Raw genomic sequence first — 17,432 nt, forward strand, 5'->3', positions numbered from 1 at the left:
AACTGCTAACGTCCGAGCGCGTGAACGACAGAGTGTATGTGGGCAACGCGGGCAAGGATGCGGCACTGGACCGGGGTTGGCTCCTCGGGCACTTCAAGGACGTCGACGACCCCCGTCACAGCAAGGACGTTGAGATCAAGTGGGGCGTCCACCCACCTGGCGACGAGCGGGCGCAGTGGGTAGAGGGCGAGGCGCGTACCGCCCTACTCGTGCTGATCAGCGGCCGCTTCCACGTACAACTCCCGGGCCGCACCGTGGTCCTGGAGCAGCAGGGCGACTACGTCGTATGGGGCCGCGGTGTCGACCACTCGTGGTTCGCCGAGGAAGAGTCGGTGGTACTGACGGTGCGATGGCCCTCCCTCCCCGGCTACGCGGTCCCCCGACCCGAGACGCCGTCCCGTATCTGACCACACCGGGCGGTGCCCTCATCTGTAGCCGAGTCCGCTGGGCGCCGTGCGGTGAACACGACGCGTTCGGGCGCCGTGGCCGGGGGCTGGTTGCCTCTTCGGACACGGCGCCCTGTCGGCGCGTCTGCGCCGGTCAGTCGGCGGCGAGGGGGAGGTAGACCCTGCCTCCTTGGGCGGCGAACTCAGCGGACTTGGCCTGCATTCCGGCCAAAGCCTCCGCGTCGTAGGCGCTGTCGACGGCGGACGAACCGTCGCCGTGTTCGTCGCGGATCTGCCGGGAGATCTTCATCGAACAGAACTTCGGACCGCACATGGAGCAGAAGTGCGCGGTCTTGGCGGGCGCCGCCGGGAGCGTCTCGTCGTGGAACGCCCTTGCCGTGTCCGGGTCGAGGGCCAGGTCGAACTGGTCCTGCCAGCGGAACTCGAAGCGGGCGTCGGAGAGCGCGTCGTCCCACTCGTGCGCGGTCGGGTGGCCCTTGGCCAGATCCGCGGCGTGCGCGGCGATCTTGTACGCGATCACGCCCGCCTTCACGTCGTCCCGGTCCGGCAGCCCCAGGTGTTCCTTCGGCGTGACGTAGCAGAGCATCGCGGTGCCCCACATGCCGATCATGGCGGCGCCGATCGCGGACGTGATGTGGTCGTACCCGGGCGCGATGTCCGTGGTGAGCGGGCCGAGCGTGTAGAACGGCGCCTCGTCGCAGATCTCCTGCTGGAGGTCGATGTTCTCCTTGATCTTGTGCATGGGCACGTGGCCCGGCCCCTCGATCATCACCTGCACGTCCATCTCGCGGGCGATGCGGCCGAGTTCGCCGAGCGTGGTCAGCTCGGCGAACTGCGCCTCGTCGTTCGCGTCGTACGTGCTGCCGGGGCGCAGGCCGTCGCCGAGCGAGTAGGTGATGTCGTACTGCCGCAGGATCTCGGTCAGTTCACGGAAGTTGGTGTAGAGGAAGTTCTCCTCGTGGTGCGCGAGGCACCACGCCGCCATGATCGAGCCGCCGCGCGACACGATGCCGGTCTTGCGGCGCGCGGTGAGCGGCACGTACCGCAGCAGTACGCCCGCGTGCACGGTCATGTAGTCGACGCCCTGCTCGGCCTGTTCGATCACGGTGTCGCGGTAGAGCTCCCAGGTCAGCGCCTCGGGCTTGCCGTTGACCTTTTCGAGCGCCTGGTAGAGCGGCACGGTGCCGATCGGGACGGGCGAGTTGCGGACGATCCACTCGCGCGTGGTGTGGATGTCGTCGCCGGTCGAGAGGTCCATGACCGTGTCGGCGCCCCACCGGATCGCCCACACCAGCTTGTCCGTCTCCTCCTCGATCGAGGAAGTGACGGCGGAATTGCCGATGTTGGCGTTCACCTTCACCAGGAAGTCCTTGCCGATGATCATCGGCTCGATCTCCGGGTGGTTGACGTTGGCGGGCAGCACCGCCTTGCCGGACGCGATGGCGTCCCGGACGGCCTCGGCCGGCAGGCCTTCGCGAATCGCCACGTACTCCATTTCGGGCGTGATCTCGCCGCGGCGGGCGTACGCGAGTTGGGTGACCGCCTTGCCGCCGACCGCCCGGCGGGGGCGGACGACCTCGGTGCCGGGCAGCACGCCGAGGGCGGCGATGCGGCCGTCGTACCGCTCGGTGTCGCCGCGCTCGTCGATCCACGCGTCGCGGATGGCGGGGAGGCCGCGCCGTACGTCGACCTCGTAGGCGGGATCGGTGTACGGGCCGGAGGTGTCGTAAAGGCGCACCGTCGAGTCGTTGGTCAGGTGCACCGTGCGGACGGGAACGCGCAGGTCGTCACGCGATCCGATGAGGTACTGCTTGTGGTGCGCGGGCGAGATGGCACCCGTGGTGACGGCGCCCGTGGTCGTGGCACGGGCAGGCTGGGACGCGTTGTGCGTCGACGACATTGAAAGCTCCCTACGCCGGCATTACCCGGTCAGGTTCTGCGGTCGGCGCGGCGTCAACGCCCTCTCAGCCCGGTGCCCCGAGCTCCCGCGTGTATCTGTCGACACATACCCTCGCACACGCCCGCCCGCCGCGACCAGAGGGAGATCCGCACAGCGTTCGGGGCCGTCCCGGCCGGACAATGGGCGCATGGTCGGCTTGCGGGGCAAGGTGACGGGGCGCATCGGCCCCGGTCTGGTGGGCGAAGTCATGGTCCGCGTGCGCGGCGGATCGGAGGCTTTTCTGGCGTACCCGGTGACCCCGGGCGAGAGCTTCGAACCGGGGCAGTTGGTGACCGTCGTCGAATACCAGGCACCCCGCACGGTGTACGTCCAGTCCGCCTTCGGCTGACCCGCGCCCCGATTCCTCGTTGCGGGGTTGAAAGAGCGGTGACCGCCAATCTGGTCTGGCGTAAGTCGTCCTACTCGTCAACGGCCGACAACGGCCGCGTCGAGGTCCCTTCGCTCGCCCGGCATGCAGGTGTCCGCGACAGCAAGGATCGCTGTCGCGGACACCTTTCGCTCTCCCCCTGTGCCTGGGGGCACTTCCTCGAATCCGTCAGATCGTCGCCGTGTCGATGACGAAGCGGTAGCGGACGTCCGAGGCGAGTACGCGGTCGTACGCCTCGTTGATCCGGTCGGCGGAGATGACCTCGATCTCCGCGCCGAGCCCGTGCTCCGCGCAGAAGTCCAGCATCTCCTGGGTCTCCGGGATGCCGCCGACCATCGAGCCCGCCAGCGTCTTGTCGCCGCCGATGATCGAGAACAGGTTGATCGGCGTCGGCTCGGACGGCGCACCGACGTTCACCATCGTGCCGCGCGTCTTCAGCAGCCCCAGGTACGCGTCGAAGTCCATGTTCGCCGAGACGGTGCTGACGATCAGGTCGAACGTCCCCGCGAGCTTCTCGAACGTCTCCGGGTCACCCGTCGCGTGGTAATGCGTCGCACCGAGCTTCAGGCCGTCGTCCTTCTTCCGCAGCGACTGGCTGAGCACCGTGACCTCGGCGCCCATCGCGGCCGCGATCTTGACGCCCATGTGACCGAGGCCGCCGAGACCGACGATCGCGACCTTCTTGCCCGGCCCGGCGCCCCAGCGCTTGAGCGGCGAGTACAGCGTGATGCCCGCGCACAGCAGCGGCGCGGCCGCCTCCAGGCTGATGCCCTCCGGGATCTTCAGCGCGAAGTCCTCGGTGACGACGATGTGCGTGCTGTAGCCGCCGTACGTCGGCTCCCCGTCCGGGCCGATCGGGTACGTCCCGGTCGCACCGTTCAGGCAGAACTGCTCAAGCCCCTCGACGCAGTTCTCGCAGGTCCCGCAGGAGTCCACGAAGCAGCCGACGCCCACGCGGTCGCCGACCTGGTGCCGCGTCACGCCGGCGCCGACCGCCGCGACGAGGCCCGCGATCTCGTGGCCCGGCACCATCGGGAAGGGGGCCTCGCCCCACTCCTCCTTCACCTGGTGGATGTCCGAGTGACAGATCCCGCAGTACTTGATCTCGATCAGGATGTCCCGCTCGCCCAGCGCGCGGCGCGGGATGGTCACGCGCTCCAGCGGAGCCTTTGCGGCGGGGGCGGCGTACGCGGCGACAGTGGTGGTGTCGGTCGTGCTCATGGAGGGGATGTCTCCGGTTCTGTCGGGGTCGTTGGTCCTACTGTTCAAAAGCCTGCCGCTCCCCGGAGGTTCGGCCCAGGGCCCTGTTGGGCCCGGTACCGGTCGAACCACCCTGCGCGGGCCGCCCGTTGGGTGTCAGGCGGTCGCGCGGCGGAAGCGCAGGTACATCTCGCAGCCCAGGCACAGGCCGAAGACCGCGTTGAGGAACGCGGCGAACAGCGCGAACGCCGCCGCCACGATGCCGAGCGCGGTGAGGCCGGCCAGGTAGCCGACCGCCCCCACCACCGCGAACACCAGGCCCACACCCTGGGCGAAGCGCACCGGGCGCGGGTCTTCGCGCTCGGTCGGGGGCGCCAGCCGCGGGGCGACGAGGGCCCGGTAGATCCAGCCGTACGGCGACGCACCCGGTCCGGCGAGGACCGCGACCGCGAACACCACCGCTTGCGCCACCAGCAGCAGGCCGCTGCCGGTGACGAGGACCACCGCCAGCACCACGGAGGTGACGGCGGCGGCGAAGCGGGGTCCACGAGGGTCGAGGCCCATGCCCATGGAAGCAAGTCCTCCGGGTCAGGTGGCGGGCGAGGCCGAGGCGAGTGCGACGGCCGCGAGTGCGTCCGTGCGGCGCGGTACGCCGGTCGCCCGCCGGACCTCGCGACCCGTGGCGTCGAGCACGAGGACGGTCGGCGTACGCGTGATGTCCAGTCGGCGGACCAGCTCGAGATGGTGCTCGGCGTCGATCTCGGCGTGCACGACGCCGTCCAGTTCGCCCGCGACCTGGCCGAGCAGCAGCCGCGTCGTACGGCAGGGCGAGCAGAACGCCGAGGAGAACTGCACGAAGGTCGCCCGGCTGCCGAATTCGGCACCGATCTCGTCGGCGGTGAGCACCGGCCCGGCGGCCTCGTCGCCGGAAGCTGCCCTTCCGGAAGCGGTGCCTCCGGAAGCGGCTCCCGTGGAGGCTGCGGATGAGGTCACGGACCGCATCCTCCCATCCGTGTGCCGTCGCCAGAGGCCTGCCGCGGTTGCGGCAAGCAGCACGGCGGCCACGACGGCCAGACCGACAAAGGACATGGGTGGATAAACACGTCGGTGGCCCGGAGGTATTCCCCGGGCCACCGAACAGGGCGCCGGCCCTCGGCCGACCCTCGATGCGACGACAACTCTCAGCGCGGCGATCCTCAGCGCGGCGATCCTCAGCGCGACGGTCCTCAGCGCGACGGTCCTCAGCGCGACGGTCCTCAGTGCGACGATGCCAGCTTCGCCACGACGAGCCCGGCGAGCAGCAGGACCAGGGCGCTCACCCGTGCGAAGTTGAGCGAGTCGTTCTGGATCACGACGCCCAGCACGATCGCGCCGACCGTGCCGATGCCGGTGAACACCGCGTACGACGTCCCGACCGGCAGGTCCCGCATCGCGATCGACAGCAGGAACACGGCCGTGGCCATGAGGCCGAAGCACAGTGCGGTCTGCGGGATCTTGGTGAAGCCCTCGGTCGGCTTGATGCTCTGCGACCAGGCGACCTCGACGGCGCCGGCCAGGAGCAGCCATACCCACGGCATGGTCACGCCTCCTTCGGAATCGTGCGGTCGACGGTGTGGCCGGCGAGCTTCGAGGCGATCTCCCGCACGCCGCGCAGGGCCGCCTCGGCGGACTCCTCGTGCTGTGCCCGGCGCTCGGCGAGTCCGGGATCGACCAGGCTGTTGACCAGTTCCGCGTTGACCACGTCGACACCCTCCTCGGGGTCGATCGCGTAATGCCCGGCGAAGAAGTCCCGCAGGTAGCGCTCCTGGTGGTCGTAGGGCTCGCGAGGCGTCCCGGGCCCGTACGCCCCGCCGCGCGCCGACACGACCACGAACCGCCGCGGCGCCAGCACCATCTTCGGGAAGGTCACCTGGTCGATCCACGCCTTGAGGGCCGCCGGGACGCCGAAGTTGTACATCGGCGTCCCGATCAGCACCACATCCGCCGCGACGACCTCGGCGAGCAGGGGTGCGACGACCGCCCAGGCTTCGCGCTCCTCGTCGGTCCGCACGGCCTCCTCGTACCGGTGGATGTCGGTGATGCCCTCGCGCAGCAGCGTGTCGCAGATGCTCGTCCAGCCCTCGCGGATCGGCGGCGGTGCGTCCGCGGCCAGGTCGCGGTACGTGTACCCGCCGCCCGCGGCACGCCACTCGTCCGCGAAGACCGCCCCCAGGCGGCGGGAGAACGAGGCGCTGCGGGCACTGCTGTCGAGGTGGAGAAGCTGGGACATGGCGGAGACCCCCTGGTCGTGGCGGCGGTCACGGATATGGAAGCCCCGCGACCTAAGCGGACACTATGTCCGCTTGAGCGATGACAGGACCATACCCACAAGCGGACATGCTGTCCACTTCAACATTCGCGTGCTCTAGAGTGCTGGTCATGAGCCGACTGCCCGACCTGCCGCTTGCCGGAGAACCGCAGCCGCGCGAGCGTGCCGACGCCGCCCGCAACCGGGCCCGCGTGCTCGCCGCCGCCGAACGCCTCTTCGCGGAGCGCGACCCGGCGACCGTGACCATGGACGACATCGCGAAAGCCGCGGGCATCGGACGCGGCACCCTCTATCGCCGCTATCCGGACCGCGTGTCGATCGCCCGCGCGCTGCTGGACGAGCACGAACGCGCGCTGCAGGAAAAGCTCATGCGCGGCCCCGCCCCCCTCGGCCCGGAGCCGGAGACGTCACCCGCCGAGCGCCTGGCGGCGTTCTACGCGGCGATGGTCGACATGCTCGAGACGCACGTCCATCTGCTGCTGGGTGCGGAAACGGGTGCGGCGCGGTACACGACGGGGGCGTACGCGTTCTGGCGGCTGCATGTACGCCACCTCGCGCAACAAGCCGGGGCCGAGGACGCCGACACGCTCGCGGACCTCCTCCTCGCCCCGCTGGCCCCGGAGTTGTACCGCTACCAGCGCGACAAGGGCACCCCGATGGAACGCATCAGCGGGGGCCTGGAAGCCCTCGCCTACGCGACCCTGATTCCCCGGAGCTGAGCGGACCACCGCCCCGCTCCGCGCAATTGGCGCGATCTGACGCGTGCGCGTCGTGTGACCGGCGACCGCCTCCGTCCGCATCCGCAGGTGCGGGCTCGGCCGCCGGCGCAGGCGCAGGCCCGAGGGGTCATGTTTCCCGGGCACGGCACAGCCGTTCGACGACGCCCGGATCCCCGGTGAACCATGCCACGGCCACCGCACCTCGCGGAGTGGACGACGCGCGGCGCGGTGTGCCGCCCGGCACCCGTACCCGCACACCTGGGCGGTGGACCTGGCCGCTCATCCGCAACTCACCGGAGAGCAGCATGAATTCCTCGTCGCTCGCGTAGGCGACGCAGGCGGTGCGCGACCATCCGGGCGGGAAGCGTACGAGGGCCGCGGTCGCGGTGGTCACCGAATCGCGGCGCAGCCGGGCGAGGCGTACCGGCGTGTCGGTGAACGGCATGAGGAAGGTGCGCCAACGCAGTTCGGGCCCTCTGCCGCTCACCGACGCACCTCGCTCCCGCGTAGCCGCCGCGCCTACCAACCCCGTGTGCCCGCCCCGTGTGCCCGCAGCGCGCGCGGGGGACGACGCGGCCCCGCTCAGCCGCCGATCGCCTCGACCCCCGCGACCAGGGCCTTGGCGATGACCGTGCGCAGGATGTCGTTCGTGCCTTCCCCGATGGCCATCAACGGGGCGTCGCGGTAGAGGCGTTCGACAACGAACTCCTGCGAGTAGCCGTACCCGCCGTGAATGCGCATGGCGTCGAGGGAGTTGGTCAGCGAGGTCTCCGACGCCAGCAGCTTGGCCATGCCCGATTCCATGTCGATGCGCTTGCCCGCGTCCGCCCGCGACGCCGCCCAGTAGACCAGCAGCCGCGATGCCTGGAGGTTCGTGGCCATGTCCGCCAGCTTGAGCTGGATGGCCTGGAAGGAGCTGATCGGCTGCCCGAACGCGGCGCGTTGCCGCGAATACGCCAGGGCCTCGTCGTACGCCCGCTGCGCGACCCCCACCGCCCGCGCCGCCACGTTGATCCGCCCGGTCTCCAACCCCGACAGCGCCTGCTTCATGCCGACGCCCTCCACGCCGCCCAGCAGCCGGGCCGCAGGCACCCGTACGTTGTCGAGCCGCAACTCGCAGGACTCGGTGCCCTTGTAGCCCAGCTTGGGCAGGTCGCGCAGCACCTCGAAGCCTGGGGTGTCGGTGTCGATCAGCAGCACGCTCATGCCGCGGTGCGCGGGAACCGCCTCGGGGTCGGTCTTCACCAGCACCGGCAGCACCGCGGCGTGCCGCGCGTTGGTGATCCAGGTCTTGGCCCCGTTGACGACATACACGTCGCCGTCGCGGCGGGCGGTGCTGCGGATGCCCTGGAGATCGGTGCCGGCGTCGGGCTCGGTCAGCGCGATGCCCGAACGCCACTCCCCGGTCGCGAGCTTCGGCAGGTACCGCGTCCGCTGCTCCTCTGTGCCGTGGCGCGCGATCATCCAGCACGCGAGCGAGTGGGAGCCGAGGATGCCGGCCACGCCCATCCAGCCCCGCGAGATCTCCTCGAAGACGAGCGCGAAGGAGACCATGTCGACGGCCAGTCCGCCGTACTCCTCGGGAACCGTGAGGCCGAAGAGTCCCAACGACCCCATCGTCTCCACGATTTCGGTCGGGTAGCGGCCGGTACGCTCCCACTCGGCGGCAACCGGGTCGATCTCCTTGTGCACGAAGTCGCGCAGCGTCCGCTGGAAGAGGCGCTGCTCGTCGTTCAGTTCGAAATCCACAGGCACCTCATACGTTCGTGATCGGTCACATCGGGAGATCGGGGTGTGGGTCAGGGCGGAACACCGGCAGGGCCCGACCGTCCGGCAGCGGGCGCCAGTCCACAACCACCGGCATGTCGCAGACGACCGCCTCGGGCGCGCAGCCGACGACCGTGCTCAGCAGGATCGGCCCTTCGTGCAAACGCACCCGGGCTACCACATAAGGGACTTCGATCTCGGGCCGGGGCGCACGGTACGTCACCGTGAACGTGTCGACGCGGCCACGCCCCGTCACCCCTGTGAATTCCAGCAGAGTTTTTCCACAGGCTGTGCACAACGCTCGGGGATAATGCTGGAGACGACCGCAATCCGCGCATCGCTGCACCACAAGCCGCCGCTCCCTGGTCGCGTCCCACCACGGGCCGGTCACCTCGTCGGGCGCCGGAACCTCGTACGCATCGGCCGTCCCCGCCATGCCCACCCGCCTCATCCGTCCCGGCCCAAGAGCACTGTGGCATGAGTCGAGAAAATGCCGCCGGTGCCATGCGCCAGGGCCACCGAAGGATCCGCCACTTGGCGGTCCCCGCACTCGCCGCGGAGCTGCCGCACCGCTTCCACCAGCAACAACAGCCCGTACATGCCCGGATGGTGGTAGGAAAGACCGCCGCCGTTCGTGTTGAACGGGAGCGCCCCGCCGGGCCGCAGCCGGCCGTCCGCGACGAAATCCGGCCCCTCGCCCGGACCGCAGAAGCCCAGCGCCTCCAGGCTCAGCAGCGCGGTGATCGTGAACGAGTCGTAGACCTCCGCGACGTCGACGTCGGCCGGTCCCAGCCCGGCCATGCGGTACGCCCGCGCCGCCGAGTCGAACGACCCCGGCCGCAGCAAGTTATCCACAGCCCCCATGCCCGAGTTGGTGGTGGACTCCCCGTAACCGAGCACCACGACCGGATCGCGGCGCAGGTCACGGGCCCGCTCCAGGGACGTCAGCACCAGGGCGCCCCCGCCGTCCGTCACCAGGCAGCAGTCCAGCGTGCCGAGCGGCGACGAGACCCGGGGCGCCGCGAGCACGTCGTCGATCGTCAGCGGGCCGGCGCCGTACCGGAACGCGGCAGGGTTGAGCAGCGCCCACGCACGGGCGGCGACCGCGACCTCGGCGAGGCAGTCGGGCTTGGCGCCGTACGCGTGCAGGTACTTCTGCGCGACCATCGCGTAGTACGAGATCGGATAGAGCGGCGCGTACGGCGTCTCGAACTGCGCCTCGGGCACGTGCGCGTCGATGTTCCCGCCGAGGCTGCGTGACCGTGCCGAGCGCTGGTTCGACCCGTACGACACGACGACGGTCGAACACTGCCCGGCCTCGATCGCCTGCACCGCCCGCGCGACGTACATCTCGAACGCGCTGCCACCCGCGAACGTCGAGTCCGTCCAGGCGGGTTGCAGCCCCAGATACTCGGCCAGCTGCGTCGCGGAGAACCGTGCGACACCCGCTGTCGCGAGCCCGTCGACCTCCGCGAGCGCGACGCCCGCGTCGGCGAGCGCGCGGGTGATGCCCTGCGTCTGGAGCCCCAGCACGGACAGCCCCGTCGACCCGAGGTCGGACTCGGCGACGCCGACGACGGCCACCGTCATGGCCGCCCCCGCCGCAACTCCAGGGTGGCCCCGGCCGGGGACACCGCCACCCGTGCGTCCGGCCCGACGACCACGACTTCCTGTTGCACCGCCACCAGTTCCCCTTCCACCGCGGTCACCCGTCCGGTGCAGCGCACGCGTTCGCCCGCGAAGACCGGACTGCGGAATCTGAAGTGCAGGCTCGTGATGCGGGCCGAGGGGCCCGTCCAGTCCTGGAGTTGCGCGGCGAGCAGGGCGCCGAGCACCTGGCCGTCGACCATCGGACCGGGCAGCCCGTGCTCGGCGGCGTACGTGTCGTCGTGGTGCATGCGGTGCCAGTCCCACGTGGCACCCGCGTACGCGACCATCGCCACCCGGTCGATCACGCGCTCCAGGGGCGGCATCACGCTGCCCACGACGATCGACGGACCGCTCACGTCGCGGCCTTCGTCGTCCCGGACCCGGTCGTCGCGGAGCCACTCGTCGCGGACCCGGTCGTCGCGGAGTTTCTCGCAGCCTTTTTCGGGCCGGGGAGTTCGGTCCAGATGACCGTCTCCTCGTTCGTCACCAGGAGTTCGCCGCGCTGATTCGAGTAAGTGGCCACCGACGACACGATCACCATCGCGAGCCCCGACGACATGCGCCGCTCCGCAACATCCGTGAGCGTCCAACATGCCGTCACCACATCGTCGGGATGCACAGCCTTGTGGAACGTGTACGCGTTCCCGCCACGCACCTTGCGCGTACCCGGAATATCGATGCCCCACGTGTGGCCCGCGTACCCGTCCGCGTCCGCCGGAAGCCCGGCGTACTGGTTCGTCTCGCACAGCAGCGTCGGCGGCGCCACCACGTCGTCGTAGCCCCACGCCCGTGCGAACTCCCGGTCGGTGTAGAGCGGGTTCGTGTCCCCCACCGCGACCGCGAACATCCGGATCGCCGCCCGGCCCAGTTCCTCCGGTGCCGTGTACGTCGCGGTACGCCCCACCATCGCCCGCAGCTCCGCGACCGGCAGGCTCACCCCGCCACCGCCGTCGGGAGCACCAGGAACTGCGCTCCGGGTCGAGGCAGTTCCGCACAGACCAGGCCGGTGGACGCGGGCCACACGGGGTCCCGGCCGGTTCCGTCGCGCAGCATGCGTTCGCGTACTCCCGCGACGCCCCGGTAGGCCGGAAGCCCGGCAGCGGTGACGTACTCGACCGTCTCGCACAACGCCTCCGGCCCGAGCCCTTCGGCCGCAAGCACCGTGCGCACCGCCTGATAGGCCGCCTCGGCCTGCGCGACGACGTCGTCCGCGGGGGCGGCCTCGCCCGTCCCCGGGTCGCGGCCGTCCAAGCCGGACAGGAAGAGCATGCCGCCCGCGCGGATCGCCGGGGTCCAGCCCATATCCCGCAAGTGGCCCCAGCCGTCGGGGAAGACGGCGCGTGGCGAGTGCACCGAGGCGACGATGTCGAGGGTGACTTGCGCGTGGCCGGCAAGCCCGGCCACGACGACCGTCGACGACGCGGGCGGGAGGCCGTCCGGACCCAGGAGTTCGCGCCGCATGCGCCGCATCTCGTCGACCTCGCCGGGCAGCACGTCCGGCGAGATGTTCTCGCGGACCGCGACCACCGATCCGAGCCCGAGGCCCGCCTTGCCCAGCCAGTCGGCTGCGGTCTCGACGCACCGCCGGTACTGGTCCACGGGTTTCTCGCCGGACGGGCCGAGCGGCGGCGCGGTCGGCACGTAGACCTCCCCCTCGGGCGAGACTCGCAGTATCCGGTCGGCTATCGGCGTGGCGCCGCCCCCGCCGGTCACCGCACGCACCTCGATCTCCACGAGCGCGTCCCGGCGCAGCAGGGCATCCACCACCACGGTCGACGCGGGCGGCAGGTGCTCGCCGAAGACCTCGCGGCGTACCGCCTCGGCCTCGACGTAGTCGGCGAGACCCGCGGCGGTGAAGTTCTCCACGACGCGCGTGACGTCGGCGAACCCGAGGCCGACCGCGCCGAGGATGGCGGCGATCTTCGCGTACGCGGTCCGCACCTGGTCCTTCATGCCGCCCTTGACGACGATGCGGCCCGCTCCCGGGTCGTACTCGGACGCGGAGTGCCCGGACAGCACCGCCTCGGTACGCCCGTCCGGCAGCGTGCGCGCCAGGCCGAGCGAAAAGGTGTAACCGTCGTAGCGGAACCAGGGGAACTCCGCGGGGCGGACGGCCTCGTAGGTCATCGCACGGTCTCCTTCCCGGCCACGACCTTGGCGGTGAGGTCGAGGAGCGGTCCGAGGGCGCGTACCGTACCCAACGAGCGGAGTTGCGCGGCCAGTTGCTCGGAGTCGGCGGTCATACCGCCGACGTTCGCGTGGAACTTCGCCATGAGGGTGTCCTCGGAGATCGATGTCGTCGCCGGCTCCTCGACGCGCAATTGGCGGCCGCTCCTGAAGCGCACGGTCAGCCGCCCCGGCTCGCTCGCGGCCGGCCCGCTGCCGCGGGTGTGGGCGAACCGGACGCGCTGGGCCAGCACGCTCAGTTGCGAGCGGCGCGTACAGCCCTCCGAGTACGTGTCCACGCCGACCGAGCCGTCCGTCAGCATGGCGGCGAGCGTCCAGGCGAGCGAGAACTTCGCCTCGTAGACGGTCCGGGGGAACGCTTTGTCCGGCGCGCACACCAGCGCCATCGTCTCCTTGGGCACGGTGACCTTGATGGTCTCGATGTCGGCCGCGGTGACACCTGCCGCGGCCATCTGCGTCACTACGCGCTCGCCCGCGTTGAGCGTCGCGTGGATGAGCTGGCAGCACGGGTACGGCTTGGGCGTGATGCCCAGCAGTTCCCAGCGTTCGCCGAGCCCGCCGAGGACGTGGTGCTGCTGCACCGTGCGGTCGGTCAGTGCCCGGTACAGGCCGAACTCCCCCTCGAACACCGATTCCGGGCCGCTGGCACCGGCTGCCGCGAGCTTCGCCGCGAGGATGCCGTTGGATGCCGCCATGCCGGGGTGCAGTTGCTTGGTGGACGCTCCCGTGTTCAGGAACTCCAGCAGTCCGCCCGCCGAACTCCCCGCGATACCGAGCGCGTTCACGGTGCGACGCACGTCCAGTCGCATGAGCCGCGCGCTCGTCAGCGCGGCGGCGAACACCCCGGCGACGCCGGTCGCGTGCAGCCCGCGCGCGTGGAACACATGGGGCACCGCCGCCGCGATGCGGCAGACCGTCTCCATCCCGGCGACGGCCGCGAGCAGCACCTCCGAGCCCGAGGAACGCATCTCCTGGCCGACCGCGAACGCCGCAGGCAGCACCGGTGCGGTGGCGTGTACGAGGCCGCCGGCGTGCGTGTCGTCGAAGTCCAGGGCGTGCACCAGCGTGCCGTTGGCGAGCGCGGCCGCCGGCGCGGAGATACGCGGGCCGGAGGAACCGATGACGGAGGCCTTGCGCGGTCCGCCGAGCGCGGTGGCGACGGCGAGCGCGGGTTCCGCCGCGCCCAGCCGGACGGCGGCGATGGCGGTGCCGACGCCGTCGAGGAGTTCGCGGCACGCGGCGTCGCGTACCTCGTCGGGCGTGTTGTCCTCGCCGAGTCCCAGTGCCCACAGCGTGAGGTGCGTCGCGGTGGTCACGCCGCCACCTCCGCGACGGCAACGGGTCCGGCGACCGGTCCGGCGACCGGCGCGGCGAAGGTGTGCGGGTCTCGTCCGCCCGTGCCCGTGCGGGCGTTCTCGGGCGGCACGGCCGCACTGCTGTGCCGCGGCAAGGCCGCGGCGTTCTCCTGCGGCCGAGCCGCGTTCATGAGCACTCCCGGGACAGTTCGGCGATCAGGGCGATGACGCGTTCCTGGGCGGCGCGGATCTCCGGTGCGGACAGACCGTGGGTCGGCGGGGTCAACTTGACCGTGTCGGCGAGGCCCTCGTACGCGAGCACCCGGTCGCGCACCTCGGCCAGAGGCCCGGTGAGCGTCAGGGCGTCGGTCATGCGGGCGGGCACCGCGCCGGCGAGCCCGTCGGCGCCGGCCCCCGCCCGGAACCGGTCCACGACCGCGGCCTGTTCGGCGCCGAGGCCGTGGAAGTCGAACAGGTCTGCGTACGTCCGCACCGACGCGTAGAACCCCACCAGCCCCGCCGCACGACCGCGGGCGGTGTCCCGGTCCCGGTCGATCGAGCAGCAGGCCGACACCACGACGTCGAAGTCCGCGCGCTCGCGCCCGCTCTGCCGCAGCCCCTCGTCGACGCGCGGCAGCAGGCGGTCCTTGAGATACGCGGGCGAGCACAGTTCGTGGGAGATCCAGCCGTCGCCGACGCGCGCGGCGCAGCGGGTCATCGCGGGACCGACGCCCGCCAGGTAGACGGGGATGCGCGGGCGGCGTACCGGGAACGGGCGCTGGTACCCGCGGATGCGCAGCCGTGCCAAGTCCCCGCCGGCATGGATCGGTTCCCCTGTCGTGCACTGCTCGGTGAACGCGCGGATGCACGCGACCGTCTCGGCCAGGCGCCGCACCGGGTGCTCGAAGTCGACGCCGTGCCAGTCCTCGTTGAGCCGCCGCACGCCGCTGCCGAGTCCGAGGATGAAGCGCCCGTCGGTGAGTTCGTCGAGGTCGAGCGCCTCCAGCGCGGTGGTCGTCGGCGAGCGGGCGAACGCCAGGGCGATCCCGGTGCCGATGTGCGCGGTGTCGGTGGCCTCGGCGATCGCCGCGGCGGCGATGGTCGCGCTGCGGTGCAGTTCGGGCACCCACAGGACTTTCGCACCGGCGTCCTCGGCGGCCGCGGCGGCATCGCGCAGTTCGCCCAGGGTCTCGCCCCAGGGGCCGTACGTGATGCGCAGCCGGGTCACCGGACGAACCTCCGTCGTGCGAGCGGGAGTCACCTTGTGGCGCGGAGCGGCCCACGGTTTCAGTTGTGCCCGGGACGGGTCCCGGTGCCGCCGCCCGTGTACCGCGGACCCCGGTACCGCCCCGGTCTTCGCCGTTCCGTTTCGGGTTCTACCCAGTCGGGCGGAGGATCACCGCACGATGCCCTGGGCACGTGCGGCGGCGAGCCACTGCGGGAACTCGCCGAGCAGGCGGTCGTACAGCTCCGCGTCGCTCACCGCGTCGAAGTCGTCGACGCGGAAGAAGCCCGCGTTGTCGACGATGCGGCCGGGCATCGTGTCGAAGCGCTCCAAGATGCCGTACTCGGCGCGGCCGAGGCCGACGAACTGCCAGAAGATCGGGAGGTGTGCGGCCCGGGTCAGCAGCTCGGAGATCTGGCGGCTGCGGTTGACGCCGCCGTCCGAGTAGAAGATCACCAGCACGGGGTCGCCGGGCTGCGCCGAGTAGAAGTCCATGATGTCGCGGATGACCAGCGGCTCGTTGTTGCCGCCGCGCACCCCGGACAGGTGGTCCGGGTAGCGCTCGCCGCCGCCCGGCAGCGGCGGCAACTGGCCGTGCCGCGACGAGATGTAGACGTTGGCGTCGATCCAGCGGGCCAGGTCCGGCAGCCGCAGCGACGGCAGCCGCGCGAAGTCGTCGGCGAAGATCCACGCGTCGAGGGCGCCGTCGACGTCGAGCTTGGCGGCCACCGGCGCCATGCGCTCCATGAGGCGGCCGACCGTGCCGCCGCCGTACAACTGCCGCATCGAGCCCGACCGGTCCAGCACCACCGCGACCCGCGCCCGGACGCCGGTGATGCCCTTCTTCTCCAGCGTGACGCGCACCGTCTCCTTGCGGAGCGACACCAACGAGCCCATCGTGGGCGGCAGTCCGGCCGTGTCCGGGTCGGTCGCCGGGTTCGGCAGGCGCATGGTCGTGTCGTCGGCGTACGCGGGCGCGACCCAGCCGCCCGCGGGCGCGGGCGGCGTGACCGGCAGCACCCCCGGAGGCGCGGTCGGCTGGGCGGGCGGGGCCGCGGCCGGGGGAACGTGGAAGCCGGGCGCCGCGGGCGCCGGCACCCCGAACGCGGGGGCTGGAGCCGGAGTCGGAGCCGGAACGGGGGCGGGGGCAGGCGCGGGTACCGGGGCGGCCTGCTGTGCTGCCGCGTCGGCGTCGTCCTCGGCGATCGTCACGCCGTAGTCCGACGCGAGACCGGCCAGGCCCGAGTCGTAGCCCTGTCCGATGGCCCGCAGCTTCCAGCCGCCCTGGCGGCGGTAGATCTCGCCGAGCACGAGCACCGTCTCGGTGCCGCGGGCCTCGACCGGGTACGTCGCGAGCTGCGTGCCCGACGCGTCCACCAGGTCGAGGGCGAGTCCGGTGACCGAGCCGAACGTCCCCGCGTGCACCGAGGCCGCCACCACGACGCGGTCGATGGTGTCCGGGAGGTCGGCGGGGCGTACCGCGAGGTACTCCGTGCCCGCCCGTCCGACGTGGTGGGCCACGGCACCGCCCGCCGCCTGCGGCTGGTTGTAGAAGACGAAGTCGTCGTCGGAGCGCACGCGTCCGGCCGCGGTGACGAGGAGCGCGGAGGCGTCCACGGCGGAGCCGCCGTAGCCGTGCGCGCCCGCGGCCCAGCGGACCACGAGGGTGAGGTCCCCCGCGGGGACGGGAACGTTGGCACCGGCGATGAGGGTCGTCATGGACAGAAGTGTTACCGCCTTGGGGCCTCTGCCGCCGCCAGGGTCCGGAATTCAGACGTCCGGATGAAGCCGAATCGGCGGTGACGGGCTGTCGGACCGGACATGACGGGCCGTCAGGAGACCCGGCGCTCGTTGATGAGCGTGCGCTTGGTGCAGACGCCGTCCTCAAACCACTGCCATACGCGCGAGCGCTTCGTCCCGGTTTCGTCGAGTTGGATCATCTCGTAGAAGAACCCGTTGGGGTCGTCCTTGCGCGTCCAGGTCAGGCAGATCGTGCGCTCGTCGACCTCCCAGGCCCGGCCGTTGATGCGGTCGGTGTCGAACCAGATGTTGCGGTCCTTGTAGGCGGCCGGAAAGTGGTTGACCTCCGTCCGGCCGTCGGGCCAGGTGTACGTGTTCACCTGGTAGTACGGCCATTCGCCGTCCGCCGGGAACGTGCAGGCGAGGTGCGTCGCGTGCCGGTCGGTCACGTTGCCTTCGGCGTCGACCCAGATGTACTCGCCTTCCCACTCACCCTCGTGGCGGGCGAGCAGCGGCATCTCGTCCTTGATGGACATCCGTACCCTCTCGTTGTCGACAGTGGCCAGGCGCGTCGGTGCGCCAGGACGTCAGTGCGCCAAGGCGTCGG

General features: G+C 71.3%; 22 protein-coding genes and 1 riboswitch. Of the genes, 4 read left to right on the top strand and 18 right to left on the bottom strand.

The features are described 5' to 3' along the window. Positions 1-20 precede the first annotated feature (20 nt). A complete protein-coding gene (locus tag AB0C36_RS00660; RefSeq protein WP_358347093.1) occupies positions 21-407 on the top strand; it encodes a cupin domain-containing protein in 387 nt (128 codons plus the stop codon). A 133-nt stretch (positions 408-540) separates the two neighbouring features. Here AB0C36_RS00660 and thiC read toward each other — a convergent pair whose 3' ends face one another. Further along, positions 541-2,307, bottom strand: coding sequence for a phosphomethylpyrimidine synthase ThiC (gene thiC / locus AB0C36_RS00665; RefSeq protein ID WP_358347095.1), 1,767 nt, complete (start codon positions 2,305-2,307; stop codon positions 541-543). Continuing rightward, positions 2,298-2,406, bottom strand: a riboswitch (TPP riboswitch). It overlaps the preceding gene by 10 nt. Before the next feature lie 88 nt (positions 2,407-2,494). Here thiC and AB0C36_RS00670 point away from each other — a divergent pair. Both AB0C36_RS00670 and AB0C36_RS00675 read left to right on the top strand, forming a co-directional pair. Beyond that, positions 2,495-2,695 carry an NfeD C-terminal domain-containing protein gene (locus AB0C36_RS00670; protein ID WP_358347097.1) on the top strand — a complete coding sequence of 67 codons (201 nt, stop codon included), beginning with the start codon at positions 2,495-2,497 and terminating at the stop codon, positions 2,693-2,695. A 38-nt stretch (positions 2,696-2,733) separates the two neighbouring features. Then, positions 2,734-2,925 (top strand): DUF397 domain-containing protein, encoded by a 192-nt coding sequence (locus AB0C36_RS00675; RefSeq protein WP_358347099.1) that lies wholly within the window; start codon positions 2,734-2,736, stop codon positions 2,923-2,925. Here the strand turns inward: AB0C36_RS00675 and AB0C36_RS00680 are convergent. From AB0C36_RS00680 to AB0C36_RS00700, 5 genes are all read right to left on the bottom strand, one after another. Next, positions 2,903-3,955, bottom strand: coding sequence for an NAD(P)-dependent alcohol dehydrogenase (locus AB0C36_RS00680; protein WP_358347102.1), 1,053 nt, complete (start codon positions 3,953-3,955; stop codon positions 2,903-2,905). The two genes, AB0C36_RS00675 and AB0C36_RS00680, sit on opposite strands and share 23 nt — an antisense overlap. A 135-nt stretch (positions 3,956-4,090) precedes the next feature. Further along, a complete protein-coding gene (locus AB0C36_RS00685; protein ID WP_358347308.1) occupies positions 4,091-4,498 on the bottom strand; it encodes a DUF4395 domain-containing protein in 408 nt (135 codons plus the stop codon). A 24-nt stretch (positions 4,499-4,522) separates the two neighbouring features. Beyond that, positions 4,523-5,023 carry a thioredoxin family protein gene (locus tag AB0C36_RS00690; protein ID WP_435838950.1) on the bottom strand — a complete coding sequence of 167 codons (501 nt, stop codon included), beginning with the start codon at positions 5,021-5,023 and terminating at the stop codon, positions 4,523-4,525. Between the two features lie 167 nt (positions 5,024-5,190). Continuing rightward, positions 5,191-5,511: a DMT family transporter gene (locus AB0C36_RS00695; RefSeq protein WP_358347107.1), complete on the bottom strand. Its 321-nt coding sequence runs from the start codon at positions 5,509-5,511 to the stop codon at positions 5,191-5,193. 2 nt (positions 5,512-5,513) lie between these two features. Next, positions 5,514-6,203 carry an FMN-dependent NADH-azoreductase gene (locus tag AB0C36_RS00700; RefSeq protein WP_358347110.1) on the bottom strand — a complete coding sequence of 230 codons (690 nt, stop codon included), beginning with the start codon at positions 6,201-6,203 and terminating at the stop codon, positions 5,514-5,516. Positions 6,204-6,352: 149 nt separating this feature from the next. Between AB0C36_RS00700 and AB0C36_RS00705 the strand changes: the two genes are divergently transcribed. Further along, positions 6,353-6,961 (top strand): TetR/AcrR family transcriptional regulator, encoded by a 609-nt coding sequence (locus tag AB0C36_RS00705; RefSeq protein ID WP_358347113.1) that lies wholly within the window; start codon positions 6,353-6,355, stop codon positions 6,959-6,961. Positions 6,962-7,088: 127 nt separating this feature from the next. Here the strand turns inward: AB0C36_RS00705 and AB0C36_RS00710 are convergent, their stop codons facing one another. The 12 genes from AB0C36_RS00710 to AB0C36_RS00765 form a co-directional block, all read right to left on the bottom strand. Continuing rightward, on the bottom strand, positions 7,089-7,448 hold the full coding sequence (locus AB0C36_RS00710) for a hypothetical protein (RefSeq protein WP_358347116.1): 360 nt from the start codon (positions 7,446-7,448) through the stop codon (positions 7,089-7,091). 95 nt (positions 7,449-7,543) lie between these two features. Next, positions 7,544-8,710, bottom strand: coding sequence for an acyl-CoA dehydrogenase family protein (locus AB0C36_RS00715; RefSeq protein ID WP_358347119.1), 1,167 nt, complete (start codon positions 8,708-8,710; stop codon positions 7,544-7,546). 25 nt (positions 8,711-8,735) lie between these two features. Beyond that, positions 8,736-9,164: a Zn-ribbon domain-containing OB-fold protein gene (locus AB0C36_RS00720; RefSeq protein WP_358347122.1), complete on the bottom strand. Its 429-nt coding sequence runs from the start codon at positions 9,162-9,164 to the stop codon at positions 8,736-8,738. A gap of 11 nt (positions 9,165-9,175) precedes the next feature. Then, positions 9,176-10,318, bottom strand: coding sequence for an acetyl-CoA acetyltransferase (locus tag AB0C36_RS00725; RefSeq protein ID WP_358347124.1), 1,143 nt, complete (start codon positions 10,316-10,318; stop codon positions 9,176-9,178). After that, positions 10,315-10,734 (bottom strand): MaoC/PaaZ C-terminal domain-containing protein, encoded by a 420-nt coding sequence (locus AB0C36_RS00730; RefSeq protein ID WP_358347127.1) that lies wholly within the window; start codon positions 10,732-10,734, stop codon positions 10,315-10,317. The genes AB0C36_RS00725 and AB0C36_RS00730 overlap by 4 nt, the downstream gene beginning before the upstream one ends. After that, positions 10,731-11,315 (bottom strand): FAS1-like dehydratase domain-containing protein, encoded by a 585-nt coding sequence (locus AB0C36_RS00735; protein WP_358347130.1) that lies wholly within the window; start codon positions 11,313-11,315, stop codon positions 10,731-10,733. The genes AB0C36_RS00730 and AB0C36_RS00735 overlap by 4 nt, the downstream gene beginning before the upstream one ends. Then, positions 11,312-12,505 (bottom strand): Rid family hydrolase, encoded by a 1,194-nt coding sequence (locus tag AB0C36_RS00740; protein ID WP_358347133.1) that lies wholly within the window; start codon positions 12,503-12,505, stop codon positions 11,312-11,314. The genes AB0C36_RS00735 and AB0C36_RS00740 overlap by 4 nt, the downstream gene beginning before the upstream one ends. After that, positions 12,502-13,881 carry an MmgE/PrpD family protein gene (locus AB0C36_RS00745; protein ID WP_358347136.1) on the bottom strand — a complete coding sequence of 460 codons (1,380 nt, stop codon included), beginning with the start codon at positions 13,879-13,881 and terminating at the stop codon, positions 12,502-12,504. Before AB0C36_RS00745 ends, AB0C36_RS00740 begins: the two co-directional genes overlap by 4 nt. After that, the gene (locus AB0C36_RS00750) at positions 13,878-14,051 is read right to left on the bottom strand and encodes a hypothetical protein (protein ID WP_358347138.1); all 174 of its coding nucleotides are present in this window, start codon (positions 14,049-14,051) and stop codon (positions 13,878-13,880) included. Before AB0C36_RS00750 ends, AB0C36_RS00745 begins: the two co-directional genes overlap by 4 nt. Next, entirely contained in the window at positions 14,048-15,088 is a 1,041-nt protein-coding gene (locus tag AB0C36_RS00755; protein ID WP_358347141.1) for an LLM class flavin-dependent oxidoreductase, read from the bottom strand. The genes AB0C36_RS00750 and AB0C36_RS00755 overlap by 4 nt, the downstream gene beginning before the upstream one ends. Before the next feature lie 168 nt (positions 15,089-15,256). Continuing rightward, on the bottom strand, positions 15,257-16,804 hold the full coding sequence (locus tag AB0C36_RS00760; protein WP_358347144.1) for a vWA domain-containing protein: 1,548 nt from the start codon (positions 16,802-16,804) through the stop codon (positions 15,257-15,259). Between the two features lie 113 nt (positions 16,805-16,917). Continuing rightward, a complete protein-coding gene (locus AB0C36_RS00765) occupies positions 16,918-17,361 on the bottom strand; it encodes a DUF3598 family protein (protein ID WP_358347147.1) in 444 nt (147 codons plus the stop codon). Between the last annotated feature and the right edge of the window lie 71 nt (positions 17,362-17,432).

The organism is Streptodolium elevatio (assembly GCF_040649515.1).
Lineage (GTDB): Bacteria > Actinomycetota > Actinomycetes > Streptomycetales > Streptomycetaceae > Yinghuangia > Yinghuangia elevatio.

What these genes read in the sequence shown, in the direction of transcription:
- thiC (WP_358347095.1), bottom strand. Translation starts at nt 2,307, where the DNA reads ATGTCGTCGACGCACAACGCGTCCCAGCCTGCCCGTGCCACGACCACG.
- AB0C36_RS00670 (WP_358347097.1), top strand. Translation starts at nt 2,495, where the DNA reads ATGGTCGGCTTGCGGGGCAAGGTGACGGGGCGCATCGGCCCCGGTCTG.
- AB0C36_RS00680 (WP_358347102.1), bottom strand. Translation starts at nt 3,955, where the DNA reads ATGAGCACGACCGACACCACCACTGTCGCCGCGTACGCCGCCCCCGCC.
- AB0C36_RS00685 (WP_358347308.1), bottom strand. Translation starts at nt 4,498, where the DNA reads ATGGGCCTCGACCCTCGTGGACCCCGCTTCGCCGCCGCCGTCACCTCC.
- AB0C36_RS00690 (WP_435838950.1), bottom strand. Translation starts at nt 5,023, where the DNA reads ATGTCCTTTGTCGGTCTGGCCGTCGTGGCCGCCGTGCTGCTTGCCGCA.
- AB0C36_RS00695 (WP_358347107.1), bottom strand. Translation starts at nt 5,511, where the DNA reads ATGCCGTGGGTATGGCTGCTCCTGGCCGGCGCCGTCGAGGTCGCCTGG.
- AB0C36_RS00700 (WP_358347110.1), bottom strand. Translation starts at nt 6,203, where the DNA reads ATGTCCCAGCTTCTCCACCTCGACAGCAGTGCCCGCAGCGCCTCGTTC.
- AB0C36_RS00705 (WP_358347113.1), top strand. Translation starts at nt 6,353, where the DNA reads ATGAGCCGACTGCCCGACCTGCCGCTTGCCGGAGAACCGCAGCCGCGC.
- AB0C36_RS00720 (WP_358347122.1), bottom strand. Translation starts at nt 9,164, where the DNA reads ATGGCGGGGACGGCCGATGCGTACGAGGTTCCGGCGCCCGACGAGGTG.
- AB0C36_RS00725 (WP_358347124.1), bottom strand. Translation starts at nt 10,318, where the DNA reads ATGACGGTGGCCGTCGTCGGCGTCGCCGAGTCCGACCTCGGGTCGACG.
- AB0C36_RS00740 (WP_358347133.1), bottom strand. Translation starts at nt 12,505, where the DNA reads ATGACCTACGAGGCCGTCCGCCCCGCGGAGTTCCCCTGGTTCCGCTAC.
- AB0C36_RS00750 (WP_358347138.1), bottom strand. Translation starts at nt 14,051, where the DNA reads ATGAACGCGGCTCGGCCGCAGGAGAACGCCGCGGCCTTGCCGCGGCAC.
- AB0C36_RS00760 (WP_358347144.1), bottom strand. Translation starts at nt 16,804, where the DNA reads ATGACGACCCTCATCGCCGGTGCCAACGTTCCCGTCCCCGCGGGGGAC.
- AB0C36_RS00765 (WP_358347147.1), bottom strand. Translation starts at nt 17,361, where the DNA reads ATGTCCATCAAGGACGAGATGCCGCTGCTCGCCCGCCACGAGGGTGAG.